General features: G+C 73.3%; 12 protein-coding genes and 3 tRNA genes. 5 read left to right on the top strand and 10 right to left on the bottom strand.

All coding sequences use genetic code 11. The features are described 5' to 3' along the window. Window positions 1-49 precede the first annotated feature (49 nt). Genes H9623_RS03210 through H9623_RS03200 form a run of 3 tightly spaced genes read right to left on the bottom strand, consistent with a single transcriptional unit; the run spans window position 50 to window position 4,149 of the window. Complete coding sequence (locus tag H9623_RS03210; protein WP_193718653.1) at window positions 50-1,264, bottom strand: UDP-N-acetylmuramate dehydrogenase; 1,215 nt, start codon at window positions 1,262-1,264, stop codon at window positions 50-52. Between the two features lie 30 nt (window positions 1,265-1,294). Continuing rightward, window positions 1,295-2,599, bottom strand: coding sequence for an MFS transporter (locus H9623_RS03205; RefSeq protein WP_193718652.1), 1,305 nt, complete (start codon window positions 2,597-2,599; stop codon window positions 1,295-1,297). Next, window positions 2,596-4,149: an MFS transporter gene (locus H9623_RS03200; RefSeq protein ID WP_193718651.1), complete on the bottom strand. Its 1,554-nt coding sequence runs from the start codon at window positions 4,147-4,149 to the stop codon at window positions 2,596-2,598. The genes H9623_RS03205 and H9623_RS03200 overlap by 4 nt, the downstream gene beginning before the upstream one ends. 98 nt (window positions 4,150-4,247) lie before the next feature. Here H9623_RS03200 and H9623_RS03195 point away from each other — a divergent pair, with 98 nt between their 5' ends. After that, window positions 4,248-5,348, top strand: a complete 1,101-nt coding sequence (locus tag H9623_RS03195) for a LacI family DNA-binding transcriptional regulator (RefSeq protein WP_193718650.1) — start codon at window positions 4,248-4,250, stop codon at window positions 5,346-5,348. Window positions 5,349-5,437: 89 nt separating this feature from the next. Here the strand turns inward: H9623_RS03195 and H9623_RS03190 are convergent, their stop codons facing one another. The 6 genes from H9623_RS03190 to H9623_RS03165 form a co-directional block, all read right to left on the bottom strand. Continuing rightward, complete coding sequence (locus H9623_RS03190) at window positions 5,438-5,890, bottom strand: MaoC family dehydratase (protein WP_193718649.1); 453 nt, start codon at window positions 5,888-5,890, stop codon at window positions 5,438-5,440. Beyond that, a complete protein-coding gene (locus H9623_RS03185) occupies window positions 5,887-6,354 on the bottom strand; it encodes an FAS1-like dehydratase domain-containing protein (RefSeq protein WP_193718648.1) in 468 nt (155 codons plus the stop codon). Before H9623_RS03185 ends, H9623_RS03190 begins: the two co-directional genes overlap by 4 nt. Before the next feature lie 32 nt (window positions 6,355-6,386). Next, window positions 6,387-6,557, bottom strand: coding sequence for a 50S ribosomal protein L33 (gene rpmG / locus H9623_RS03180; protein ID WP_030151977.1), 171 nt, complete (start codon window positions 6,555-6,557; stop codon window positions 6,387-6,389). Window positions 6,558-6,645: 88 nt separating this feature from the next. After that, window positions 6,646-6,722, bottom strand: a tRNA-Met gene (locus tag H9623_RS03175). Between the two features lie 63 nt (window positions 6,723-6,785). Further along, window positions 6,786-6,858 (bottom strand) — tRNA-Thr (locus tag H9623_RS03170). A 380-nt stretch (window positions 6,859-7,238) separates the two neighbouring features. Further along, a tRNA-Tyr gene (locus H9623_RS03165) sits at window positions 7,239-7,320 on the bottom strand. A gap of 162 nt (window positions 7,321-7,482) precedes the next feature. On the opposite strand from H9623_RS03165, the gene rarD reads away from it, so the two are divergent. From rarD to H9623_RS03145, 4 genes are all read left to right on the top strand, one after another. Continuing rightward, window positions 7,483-8,472, top strand: a complete 990-nt coding sequence (gene rarD, locus H9623_RS03160; protein WP_321575261.1) for an EamA family transporter RarD — start codon at window positions 7,483-7,485, stop codon at window positions 8,470-8,472. Window positions 8,473-8,614: 142 nt separating this feature from the next. Then, window positions 8,615-9,109, top strand: coding sequence for a YajQ family cyclic di-GMP-binding protein (locus H9623_RS03155; RefSeq protein ID WP_193718647.1), 495 nt, complete (start codon window positions 8,615-8,617; stop codon window positions 9,107-9,109). A gap of 204 nt (window positions 9,110-9,313) precedes the next feature. Next, on the top strand, window positions 9,314-10,150 hold the full coding sequence (locus tag H9623_RS03150; RefSeq protein WP_193718646.1) for an HAD family hydrolase: 837 nt from the start codon (window positions 9,314-9,316) through the stop codon (window positions 10,148-10,150). Beyond that, entirely contained in the window at window positions 10,150-11,199 is a 1,050-nt protein-coding gene (locus tag H9623_RS03145; RefSeq protein ID WP_227748101.1) for an alpha/beta hydrolase family protein, read from the top strand. Before H9623_RS03150 ends, H9623_RS03145 begins: the two co-directional genes overlap by 1 nt. A gap of 54 nt (window positions 11,200-11,253) precedes the next feature. Here H9623_RS03145 and htpX read toward each other — a convergent pair whose 3' ends face one another. Further along, window positions 11,254-12,171, bottom strand: a complete 918-nt coding sequence (gene htpX / locus H9623_RS03140; RefSeq protein WP_193718644.1) for a zinc metalloprotease HtpX — start codon at window positions 12,169-12,171, stop codon at window positions 11,254-11,256. Window positions 12,172-12,218: the final 47 nt, after the last annotated feature.

Below are 12,218 nucleotides of genomic sequence, written 5' to 3'. Positions count from 1 at the left end.
GCCCGCACGGTGGGGCCTGCCGGGCCGCCGCACCCGCGCGCGGGCGCCCTCAGAGCGCGACGCCCACCAGCACGGGCTCGGGCACGAGCTCGATCCCGTAGGCGTCGAGCACGCCGTCGCGCACCGTGCGGGCGAGCTCGACGATCTCCGCCGCGCTGGCGCCACCTCGGTTGGTGAGCGCGAGCGTGTGCTTGGTCGAGAGCGTCGCGGCGCTCGACGGCCCGTGCACCCCGTAGCCCTTGGTGAAGCCCGCGTGCTCGATGAGCCAGGCGGCCGACGTCTTGACCAGCGTCGGGTCGATCTCGCCCAGGCTGGGGCCCGTGGTGCGGGACGGGAGCGGGGAGCGGACGGGGAAGCGCGGTGCGTCGGGCGGCAGCAGGTCGGCCTGGTCCGCGGCGACGACCGGGTTCGTGAAGAAGGACCCGGCGCTCCAGCGGTCGTGGTCGGGGGCGGCGGGGTCGTCGAGCAGCATGCCCTTGCCGCCCCGCAGCTCGAGGACCGCGGCCCGGACGTCGGTGCTCGGTGCGCGGTCCCCGACCTGCACACCGAGGCGGCGGGCGAGCTCGGGGTAGGCGACGGGCGCGGACAGGGTCCCGAGCCGCATCTGGAAGCTGACCTCGAGCACGACGTAGCGCGGTGACGGGTACCAGATGTCGCCGCCGTCGGGCGACGCGTGCATGCTCCGCTTGAGGAGCGAGGTGCGGTAGCCGAACTGGAGGTCGATCAGGGCCAGGGTGCGGATGCGGGCCTGCTCGCGGTCCCACACGCGCACCGAGGCGACGGCTCCGGCGACCTCCTGGCCGTAGGCGCCGATGTTCTGGACGGGGGCCGCGCCGACGGTGCCGGGGATGCCCGACAGCGCCTCGACGCCGACCCACTCCTGGGCCACGGCCTGCTCGACGAGCCGGTCCCAGTCCTGCCCCGCGGTCACGGTCATGCTGCCGCCGCCGCACGTGTCCTCGGCGTCGATCCGGATCTCGGCGCGCACGTCGCGCACCACGACGCCGCCGAAGCCCTCGTCGCTCACGAGCAGGTTGGACCCGCCGCCGAGCACGAGGAGGGGTTCCCCCGCGTCGTCGGCCGCACGGACGGCGTCGACGAGCTCGGCCTCGGTCGTGGCCTCGACGTAGGCGTCCGCCGGACCGCCGACACGCAGCGTCGTGAGCTCGGCGAGGGTGGGCTGCTCGAGCGGCCCGTCCGGTCCGGGCGCGGCGGCCTCGGTGACGTCGACGGCGGACACGCGGCGTGAAGGGGTGGCGGTCATGGGTCCAGCCTAGTTCGCGGGCCGGTCTGCTCAGCGGGTGGGGCCGCCCGTACCGGCTGCGGTCGGCAGCGGCCTGGCCGCGTCGACCACGAGGAGCCCGATCACGAGCGGCACCGCGATGACGAGCAGCGCGGGACGGTACCCGCCGATGTGCTCGGCGAGGAACCCGATGAGCGGGGGCCCGACGAAGAACGCCGAGTACCCGATGGTCGACACGACGCTGACCCGGACCGCGGCGTGTGCCGGGTCGTCCGAGGCTGCGCTCATCCCGACGGGGAAGCCGAGCGCTGCGCCCATGCCCCACAGGACGACGCCGACGAGCGCGACCCACAGGTTGGGCACGAGCGTGAAGACGAGCAGCCCCACGAACGCGAGCCCCGCCGAGATCCGCAGCACGGCGACGCGCCCGAACCGGTCGAGCAGGCCCGTCCCCAGCAGGCGCATCCCGGTCATCGCGGTGAGGAAGATCCCCAGGCCCACGGCCCCCATCGCGTCGGACGTCCCGAACCCGTCGACGACCGCGAGCCCGACCCAGTCGTTGGCCGCGCCCTCGGTCAGCGCCGCGGCGAGGACCACGAGGCCGATCAGCAGCGTCCTGGGCTCCTTCCACGCGGCGAGCGCGCCGCGCGCGCCCTTGTTCCCGTGCACGGCGGTCGCGGGGTCCTCCCCCGCGGGGTCCTCGGCACCGCCCGACGGCGTCGCACCGGTCCGGTCGTCGACCGCGCCCGCGGGGAGGAAGGACCGCACGCACCACACCACGCCCAGGAGGCTGAGCGCGAGCGCGACCGCGAGGTGCCACTGGACGGGGACGGCCGCGAGCGCGGCGAGGGCCCCGACGCCTGCACCGGCCATGGTCCCGAACGAGAAGCCCGCGTGGAAGCGCGGCATGATCGCCTTGCCGAGCCTCTGCTCGACCGCTGCCCCCTCGATGTTCATCGCCGCGTCCCAGACGCCGGTGCCGATCCCGAACAGGAACAGGCCGACGCGCACGACGTCGACCGAGCCCTGGGCGACCCCCGTGACGGCGACCACGAGGCCGGTCACGTTGACGGCGGCGAAGAGCAGGACCGCGCGCGCGGCTCCGATGCGCTGGACGACCATGCCGGAGAGCGGGAGCGCGAGGAGGGACCCGACCGCGGCGAAGAGGAGGAGGAACCCCATGCTGCCCTCGCTGAGCCCGAGCGCGTCGCGCACCGCGGGCAGGCGTGAGGCCCAGCTCGCGAAGTTGAACCCGTTGAGGAAGAACACCGCGAACACGGACCAGGTCGCGACCTGGAGGGCTCGGGAGGCGCTCACGGCGCCCGGGCCGCGAGGGGTCGGGGGCGGGGTGGTCATGCGGAGGTCTCCTCGCGTCGGTGGGAGGTGGAGCTGGTGGGTGCCGGCAGGACCGGCGGTGCGGTGTCCGCGGTGCGCCGACGGGCAGACCGGCGGCGACGGGTGCGCACAGACGACGGTACCGGCTGATTGCTTACCAGGCGGTCAGCCTCTTCGTGCTGGACACCCGGGGCCCCGTCGCCCTCCCCGACCGTCCGCACGACGCGGCCCGCCGCACCCGCGGGGGCTCCGCCGTCGGGCAGGGGACGCGCGACGGGCGCCGCGGCGAGCGGCGCGACCTTCGCGGACAGCAGCACGCTCACGACCATCGCGACCACGATGAGCACGAGCGCGTGCCGCGCCCCCATGGCCTCGGCCGCGATCCCGAGCAGCGGCGGCGCGGCGAGCGAGGCCATCGACGAGAACGCCGAGACGACCGAGACGCGGCTCGCCGCCTGCAGCGGCTCGTCCGACGCGGCCGCGATGCCGATGGGCACCGCGAGAGCCGCTCCCATGCCCCAGGCGAGCACACCGACCCCTGCGAGCGGCAGGTTGGGCGCGAAGCCGAACAGCAGGAGACCGCCGATCGACGCGACCCCCGAGACCCGCAGCACCGCGACGCGGCCGTAGCGGTCGATGAGGCGCGTGCCCAGCAGGCGCATGACCGTCATGGCTCCGACGAACGCACCGAAGACCACGGCCCCGACGGCCTCGGTCTGCTCGAACCCGTCGACCACCGCGAGCGAGAGCCAGTCGTTGGCCGAGCCCTCGGACAGCGCGGCCGCCATGATGACCAGGCCGATCAGCAGCGTCCGCGGCTCGCGCCAGGCGCTCAGCGCTGCCCCGAGGCGCACACGGCGCGAACGCGGGTGCAGGACCGCCGCGGCCTCGACCCCCTCGACGGTCGCCTCGCCCAGGTGACCTTCGACGCGAGGGCGCGGGGGTGTGGCGTGGATGAACATCGGGATGCTCACGAGCCGCCAGACCGTCGCGACGACCGCGGTGCCCGCGAACTGGACCAGGACCGGGACGTCGCCCGCCGCGCAGGCGGCACCGACGAGCGAGCCGACCACGGCACCGACGCTGAACGCCGCGTGGAACTGCGGCAGGATCGTGCGCCCGGTGCGACGCTCGACGCTCGCGCTCTCGACGTTCATGGGGACGTTGGCGAGCGAGAAGGCCACTCCGTTGAGGAAGATGCCCGCGGCCAGCAGGGCGACCGAGCCCGTCGCCGGGCCCACCCCGAGGAGCACGAAGGCCGCGGCGAAGAACGCGGTCGAGGCGAGCATCGTGACCTTGCCACCGAACCGGTTGACGACGGGACCCGCGAGCGTCACGGTCAGCAGAGCCCCGACCGCGCCCGCGAGGAGCACGAAGCCCAGGTCCTTGGGGGTCATGCCGAGCGCGTCGCGGATCGACGGGATGCGGGCGAGCCAGCTCGACATGGCGATGCCGTTGAGGAGGAAGATCCCGAGGAGGGACCAGCGGGCGCGGGAGAGGCCGGGGTCGAGCACGGGTCGAATCGATTCGATTCCTGCGTCGGGGGTGGCCTTCGAAACGATTCGAGACATGGGCACAATTCTGCGGGTAGTCTGGCCGCGCCGTCAACAACCGTTCCGCGCGCCACGCCGGGACCGAGAACGTCGACCAGACCGGCAGAGGGGCAACGATGACCGAGACCGAGCAGGCACCCAGGCCGCCAGGCCGCCCGACCCTCGCCCGCGTGGCTGCGCTCGCCGGGGTCTCGGTGTCCACCGCGTCCCTCGCCTTCTCGGGCGCCGGGCCCATCACCCCCGAGACGCGCGACCGCGTCATGGCCGCGGCCGACGAGCTCGGCTACACCGGACCCAACCCCCTCGGGCGCCAGCTGCGCTCCGGGAAGTCCGGGATCGTCGGCGTCGTGATCGGCGACCAGCTCAAGCGCGCGTTCCGCGACCCCGTGGCCGTCCAGGTGCTCGACGGGCTGGTCTCCACGCTCGGGACCAGCGGGCTCGGCGTGCTCCTCATCCCCGGCATCCCCTCGGACGACCCGTCCCGCGCGGTCGACCCGCTCATCGAGAGCGCCGCGATGGACGTCGCGGTGCTCGTCTGGGGCGTCGGGACCGACGACGCGACCCTCGCTGCCCTGCAGCGCCGCGGCGTCCCCGTGGTGATCGGCGAGGGGCACCCCGTCCCCGGCACGCCCCTCGTCGGCATCGAGGACCGACGCGGCACGGCGGACGCCGTCCGCCACCTCGTCGGTCTCGGCCACACGCGCATCGCCGAGATCACGCTCCCCCTCGACAACTCGCGCCGCAGCGGCATCATCGACGCCGAGCGCCTCGCCCAGGCCGACCGCACCCCCACGCTCAACCGGCTCGCCGGGGTGCGCGACGTCGTCGAGCCCCTCATCTCCTGGGAGACCGAGGCCTCGCTCGTCGAGCACGGGCACGCCGCCGCGGTCCAGATCCTCGGGACCTGGGTCCCGGCGGACGAGCGCCCGACGGCGATCATCGCCCACTCCGACCTGCTCGCCGCGGGAGCGGTCCTGGGCGCCAAGGAGCTCGGGCTGCGCGTGCCCGAGGACCTGTCGGTCGCCGGGTTCGACGGGCTCGACCTGCCCTGGCTCAGCCCCGACACCCTCACGAGCGTCCACCAGCCCCTCGCCGAGAAGGGGTCCCAGCTCGGGGACGCCGTCGTCGGCCTCCTCGCGGGCAAGGAGCCGGAGACCGTCATGCTCGACGTGGAGCTCGTGATCGGCACCACGACCGGCCCCGCGCCCGGCGCCTGACCGGGACCTCCCTCGGGAGGGCACGGACGCACGAAGGGCGCCGCTCCGGCGGGAGAGGCGCCCTTCGACGCACCGTGGGACGGAAGGCCCTAGAGGCGGACGACCGCCTGCGCCTTCATGAGGACCTTCGCGCCCTCGAACGTGACCGTGAGGTCGACGCGGACCGTCCGGGCCTCGAGGTCGATCGCGCCGATCGCCCCCGACACCGAGATCACGGCCTCGCCCGGGTTCGGCACGGGGACGGGGCGCGTGAAGCGCGTCTGGTAGTCCACGACCGCGCCGGGGTCCCCGGCCCAGTCCTCGACCAGCGCGACGGCCGCACCCATGGTGAACATGCCGTGCGCGATCACGCCCGGCAGGTCCACGCTCTGCGCGAAGACGTCGTTCCAGTGGATCGGGTTGAAGTCGCCGCTCGCGCCGGCGTAGCGGACCAGGCGGGCCCGGTCCACGAGGACCTCACGGGTCCCGACGACATCGCCCACCGCGAGCGCGGCGAGGTCCGGGCGCGGGGTGCTCACCGTGGGCGCTGCGTGCTCGGTCATGCGTCCTCCCCGCGGACGACGAGGCTCGACGTGACGGTCGCGACGGGCTCGACGGCTCCGGAGCCGTCAGCCGCCAGGGCGCCGATCTCGGCGCGGGTCGTGACCATCGAGATGCCCGCCCGCTGCGTGACCGAGTCGACGTGCAGCACCGTCACGAGCTCGTCGCCGGCGACGATCGGACGGCGGTGCACGAACCGCTCGTCGGCGTGGACGACTCGCGTGAAGTCGATCCCGGCCGCGGGGTCCTGGACGAACGGGGCCTCCGCACGCTGCGCGACGATCACCGCGAACGTGGGCGGTGCAATCAGGTCCGGATAGCCCAAACCCCGCGCAGTGGCCACATCGTGGTGCGCGGGGTGGGACGAACCGACAGCAGAGGCGAACTCGCGGATCTTCTCGCGGCCGACCGAGTACGGGGCGGTCGCCGGGTACTCGCGACCGGCGTAGTCAGCGTTGATCGCCATGCGTACGGGAGCTGCTCAGCAGAGCCGCTGGATCAGCGGGTCTCGCGGTGAGCGGTGTGCTTGCCGCAACGCGGGCAGAACTTCGCCAGCTCGAGACGGTCGGGGTCGTTGCGGCGGTTCTTCTTGGTGATGTAGTTCCGCTCCTTGCAGTCCACGCATGCGAGCGTGATCTTCGGGCGAACGTCTGAGCTCTTGCTTGCCACGGTAGTGCCACCTCTCGCGCCTCCGGAGGGCGCTACGTGCTTGCTAGGCCGCACGGCGCCGGCCGCCGTACGGTGTGTTGTCAGGAAGTGGTAGCGGGGGCGGGGCTCGAACCCGCGACCTCACGATTATGAGCCGTGCGCTCTGACCAGCTGAGCTACCCCGCCGCGTGATGAACGCGGGGTCGTGTCGCCAACATTGTAGCGAGACGACCCCACGTCACTTCACAGAGCCCCGAAAGGGAATCGAACCCTTGACCTTCTCCTTACCATGGAGACGCTCTGCCGACTGAGCTATCGGGGCAGCGGTGAAAAGATTACACGGGTTCCGGCCTCGTGCGAAATCGACTCCTGCGACCACCCGAAACCCCAGTGATCAGGCCGATCCTGCCCCCTCGCCGCGCTGGGCCCCGCGAGCGTGTCGACCCCCGCGCAGGACGCCGGGAGCGCCCGACATGTCGTGAAGCGGGTGCATGTCACACCCGGGTCGCCCTGCCGGCTCGTCCCCTGTCGGCTCGCGAGCCCCGGACGAGCCCGTGGCGCCCTCGAGCGGACCGCGGCGAGCTCCGGCGTCGGGTCGGGGCGAGCAGCAACACGAGGGCGCGTGCACCGGGCACCGGCTCGACCCGGTCGCACCACGCGAACGAGGCGCCACCCCGGGGGGTGGCGCCTCGTCGAGGTGCGTGGCAGGTGAGGGATTCGAACCCACGAAGGCTATGCCGTCTGATTTACAGTCAGATCCCTTTGGCCGCTCGGGCAACCTGCCATGTTCTGTTGTTCACTCTCGTCGGACGTCCGCACCCAGGCTGCGCCGAGGCGCAACCGCAGGACGCTTCCGAACTGCGGGAGCGTGGCAACAGTACAACCGATCGGGCTCCGGTGGAAAATCGACCCCTCCCTGATCGCCCTCGGACGCCTACAGTGAACCGTGAGCCACTCCCCTCGACCCTCCACGGACGACCTCTCCGCGGCCACCGGCGCCCCGAGCCCCACCGCCCCGGACACCCCCGGCGGCCCCGCCCCGGTCGACCGCCTGGGCCTGACCCTCGGCGCGAGCGCCTACGTCCTGTGGGGCGCCATGCCCCTCTTCTTCCCCCTGCTCAAGCCCGCCGGTCCGCTCGAGATCATCGGGCACCGCGTGGTCTGGAGCCTGCTCTTCTGCCTGCTCCTGCTCGTCGTGATGCGCCAGCTCCCCGCCTACCGCGCGGCGTTCCGCTCGCGCCGGACGGTCGGTCTGCTCGCCATCGCCTCGGTGCTCGTCGCCACGAACTGGACGGTCTACGTGTACGGCGTGCTCTCCGGGCACGTGCTCGACGCCGCACTGGGCTACTTCATCAACCCGCTCGTCACGGTGCTGCTCGCGGTGGTCGTCCTCAAGGAGCGCCTGCGCCCCGCGCAGTGGGTCGCGCTCGGGATCGGGACCGCGGCCGTGGTCGTCCTCACGTTCGGCGTCGGCCGGCTGCCGTGGATCGCGCTGACCCTCGCGACCTCGTTCGGGCTGTACGGGCTCGTCAAGAACCGGGTCGGCCGCGACGTCGAGGCCCTGCCCGGCCTCGCGGTCGAGACCACCCTGCTGTTCCCCGTGGCGCTCGGCTACCTGGTCTACCTGGGGGTCACGGGCGTCGGCACGTTCGCCACCGAGGGCCCCGGGCACGCGCTCCTGCTCGCGTCGAGCGGCGTCGTCACGGCCCTGCCCCTGCTGCTGTTCGGCTCCGCGGCCCGCCGCCTGCCGCTGAGCCTCGTGGGCATGCTCCAGTACCTCGCGCCCGTGCTGCAGTTCCTCGTCGGCCTGCTCGTGTTCCACGAGACCATGCCGCCCGCCCGGTGGGCCGGCTTCTCGCTCGTGTGGCTCGCGCTGATCGTGCTCAGCGTCGACGCCCTGCGGTCGATGCGCGTGTCCCGGCTCGCGGCCCGCTGACGGCGGACCCGTGGCGGGCGGGCCGCGTGCGGCAGCGCCCGTCCGCGCGGCGCACCCGACCACGACCCGAGGCGACGCCCCGGGCGCCCGCGCACTACCGTGGACCCCAGACCACCCCCACCTACCGCGTCAGGAGAGCACCGTGGCCGATTCATCGATGGACATCGTCAGCAAGGTCGACCGCCAGGAGGTCGACAACGCCCTCAACCAGGCCGTCAAGGAGATCGCGACCCGCTACGACTTCAAGAACATCGGCGCGTCGATCGCCTGGAGCGGCGAGAAGATCGTGATGGTCGCGAACTCCGAGGAGCGCGTGCTCGCGATCCTCGACGTGTTCCAGACCAAGCTCATCAAGCGCGGCATCTCGCTCAAGGCGTTCGACACGGGGGACAACGAGCCCAAGCTGTCGGGCAAGGAGTACCGCCTCGAGGGCGTGCTCAAGGAGGGCCTCGCGGGCGAGAACGCCAAGAAGGTCACCAAGATCATCCGTGAGGAAGGCCCCAAGGGCGTCAAGACCCAGATCACGGGCGACGAGGTCCGCGCGACGAGCAAGTCGCGCGACGACCTCCAGGCGGTCCAGGCGCTGCTCAAGGGAGCGGACCTGGACTTCGCGGTGCAGTTCACGAACTACCGCTGACCAGCTCCTGACGGGCGCGTCGCCGGCCGGGCTCCTGCCCGACGGCGGCGCGCCCGTCGGCGTTCTCGGGCAGGTCTGGCGTCGGCCCCGCCCGCGGGTGGGCGTGTCGCCCGCCCGCCCGACCTACACTCACGGCGTGGACACTCACCGGCTCCCGTCGCCCGACGCTCTTGCGTGGGCCGGGCGCGGGCAAGGAGCCTCTGCATGACCGCCTCCCCCCGTGTGGTCGCGACCGACCTGGACGGGACGCTCCTGCGCTCCGACGGCACGGTCTCGGACCGGACGCGTGACGTCCTCAGGGCCCTGGACGAGGGCGGGACGCACGTCGTGTTCGTCACGGCCCGCCCGCCGCGCTGGCTCGGGGAGGTCGGGCGCCTGGTCGGTGGGCACGGCGTCATCATCTGCCTGGGCGGGGCGTGCGTGTACGACGTCGGCACGCGCCAGGTCGTCGAGTCGAGGGGGTTCGCGCCCCTCGCCCTGCGCGACGTGGTCCGTGACCTGCGTGCGGCGGTCCAGGGGGTCGCGCTCGCCGTCGAGCAGGTCGAGGGCCCGGTGTTCGACCCGGAGTTCCGTCACGACGAGGACATGCCGGACTCGTGGCGCGGGCCGGTCGAGCGCGCTCTCGACGCCCCGGTCGCCAAGCTGCTCGCGCGCACCGACGACCTGGGCCAGGACGCGTTCTTCGAGCAGGTGCTCGACACCGTGGACGACCGGGCCCTGCTCGCGTTCTCGGGGGCCGAGGGGCTCGCGGAGCTGCTGCCCCCGGACGTCACCAAGGCGGGCGCGCTGGCTGCCTGGTGCGCCTCGCACGGCATCGACGCCGACGAGGTGTGGGCGTTCGGCGACATGCCGAACGATCTGCCGATGCTCGCCTGGGCAGGAACCTCGTACGCCGTAGCCAACGCGCACCCCGAGGTCCTCGCGGCCGCGACCCACGTGACGGCGTCGAACGACGACGACGGGGTCGCGGTCGCCCTGGAGCGGCTGCTCGACGGGGCGGCACCGCGTCCGGCCCCGCCGATGGACGGTCGCGAACGGTGATGCGCTCGCACCGGACGGCCGGGCAGGTCCCCCGCTCCCGTCGCCGCCTCGTGGGGGTCGCGCTGGCGATGTCCCTCACCGTGGCCTCCGCGGGGTGCACAGCCCCCACGCCCCCCGACTCAGGCACGTCGACCCGGCCCGGCGCGTCACCCCGACCGGTCGAGCCCGACGACGCGACGCTCACCACCTTCGCCTACGGACCACGTCCCGCCCAGGCGGCCGACCTGATCCTGCCTGCCGCTCTCGCCGGAGCGTTCGAGGAACGGCGTACGCCGTCCGATGTCGCGCCCGCGCCGCCGCCGGACGGTGGTGGTCAGGTCGTCGACGTCGTCGTCCTGGTCCACGGCGGCGGCTGGGACGCCTCGTACGACCGCTTCTCCGAGACGGCCGTCGCCCGGGACCTGACCGACGACGGCGTCGTGGTGTGGAACCTCGACTACCGCGGCGTGGGAGCGCCCGACCCCGCCGACGACGGGGGCTGGCCCGGGACGTTCGAGGACGTCGCCGCCGGCCTCGACCTGCTCCCCGAGGCGCTCGGGAGCGTGGGCCTGACGCCCGGGCGCGTGGCCGTCGTCGGGCACTCCGCCGGCGGGACCCTGGCCCTGTGGCTCGCCGCCCGGCACACCCTGCCCGACGGCGCCCCGGGCGCGAGCCCGGTCGTCCGACCGGACCTCGTGGTCACCCAGGCCGGGGTCAACGACCTGGTGGCGGCCGGGGCGGCGAGCGGGAACCGAGGGGCGGTCGAGGCCCTCATGGGAGGGACGACGAGCGAGGTCTCCGACGACCGGTACGACCTCGCCTCCCCCACGGCCCGGCTCCCGCTCGGGGTCCCGACGCTCGTGCTGACCGGCGACCTGGACGCCGTGGTCCTCCCGTCGGTGGCCACGGACTACGCCGCGGCGGCGCAGGCAGCCGGTGACGACGCGACCCTCGCCGTCGTCCCCGGCGACGACCACCTGTCGCCCCAGAACCCCCGCTCGGCCTCGTGGGCCACGGTGCGCGGCTGGCTGGCCGACCGCGGGATCTCGCCGAGCGCCCCGGCGACGTAGGCGCGAGGGGTCGAGGCGGGGGAACCTCGGCATCGACCGCGGGGCTCCCGGTCGTCAGTACCGCGTGATGCCGCCCTGCTGGCCCGCCATGCGCTCGAGGCGCTGGATGCGGTCGGCCATGGGCGGGTGCGTCGCGAACATCTTCGCGACGCCCGCCCCGCGGAACGGGTTGGCGATCATGAGGTGCGAGACGTCGACCAGGTCCCTGTTCTGCGGCAGCGGGGCCCGCGCGGTCCCCTGCTCGAGCTTGCGCAGCGCCGAGGCGAGCGCGAGCGGGTCGCCCGTGAGCTTCGCGCCGTCCTCGTCGGCGTCGTACTCGCGCGTCCGGGAGATCGCGAGCTGGATCACCATCGCGGCGACGGGCGCGAGCAGCGCCATCGCGATCGCCGCGAGCGGGTTGCCGCCCCGGTCGCGGTTGCCGCCGAAGATCAGCAGGAACTGCGCGAGCGACGTGATGACGCCGGCCATGGCGCTCGCGACCGACGAGGTGAGGATGTCGCGGTTGTACACGTGCATGAGCTCGTGGCCCAGGACCCCCCGCAGCTCGCGCTCGTCGAGCAGCGTGAGGATCCCCTCGGTGCAGCACACCGCAGCGTTCTTGGGGTTGCGCCCCGTCGCGAACGCGTTGGGCGCCTGCGTGGGCGACACGTACAGCTTGGGCATGGGCTGACGTGCGGCGGTCGAGAGCTCGCGCACGATCCGGTACATCGCGGGCTGCTCGAGCTCGCTCACAGGCCGCGCGTGCATGGCCCGGATCGCGATCTTGTCCGAGTTCCAGTAGCCGTAGGCCGTGGTCACGAGGCCGACCGCGACGAAGATCCACAACGTGCTGGCCGACCGACCGAACACGGCCCAGAGGCCAAGGATCACGACCCACATGACGCCGAAGAGCCCCGCGGTCTTCAGTCCGTTGAAATGCTGGTGACCCACCTCAGTCCTTCCGTCGAGCGCAGGATGCCGTGGTGCGAGCATCCACCGGGAGAACGCTCGGTGCACCCGGAGCGTTCCCGTCGTCCGCG

Source organism: Oerskovia douganii (genome assembly GCF_015142735.1).
Lineage (GTDB): Bacteria > Actinomycetota > Actinomycetes > Actinomycetales > Cellulomonadaceae > Oerskovia > Oerskovia douganii.
This window is presented reverse-complemented; position numbering and strand designations above follow the sequence as displayed.

Bases quoted from the DNA above. Each gene is read 5' to 3' on its own strand.
- H9623_RS03195 (WP_193718650.1), top strand. From the start codon at position 4,248: ATGACCGAGACCGAGCAGGCACCCAGGCCGCCAGGCCGCCCGACCCTC.
- H9623_RS03190 (WP_193718649.1), bottom strand. From the start codon at position 5,890: ATGACCGAGCACGCAGCGCCCACGGTGAGCACCCCGCGCCCGGACCTC.
- H9623_RS03145 (WP_227748101.1), top strand. From the start codon at position 10,150: ATGCGCTCGCACCGGACGGCCGGGCAGGTCCCCCGCTCCCGTCGCCGC.
- H9623_RS03210 (WP_193718653.1), bottom strand. From the start codon at position 1,264: ATGACCGCCACCCCTTCACGCCGCGTGTCCGCCGTCGACGTCACCGAG.
- H9623_RS03150 (WP_193718646.1), top strand. From the start codon at position 9,314: ATGACCGCCTCCCCCCGTGTGGTCGCGACCGACCTGGACGGGACGCTC.
- H9623_RS03205 (WP_193718652.1), bottom strand. From the start codon at position 2,599: ATGACCACCCCGCCCCCGACCCCTCGCGGCCCGGGCGCCGTGAGCGCC.
- H9623_RS03200 (WP_193718651.1), bottom strand. From the start codon at position 4,149: ATGTCTCGAATCGTTTCGAAGGCCACCCCCGACGCAGGAATCGAATCG.
- H9623_RS03185 (WP_193718648.1), bottom strand. From the start codon at position 6,354: ATGGCGATCAACGCTGACTACGCCGGTCGCGAGTACCCGGCGACCGCC.
- htpX (WP_193718644.1), bottom strand. From the start codon at position 12,171: ATGCTCGCACCACGGCATCCTGCGCTCGACGGAAGGACTGAGGTGGGT.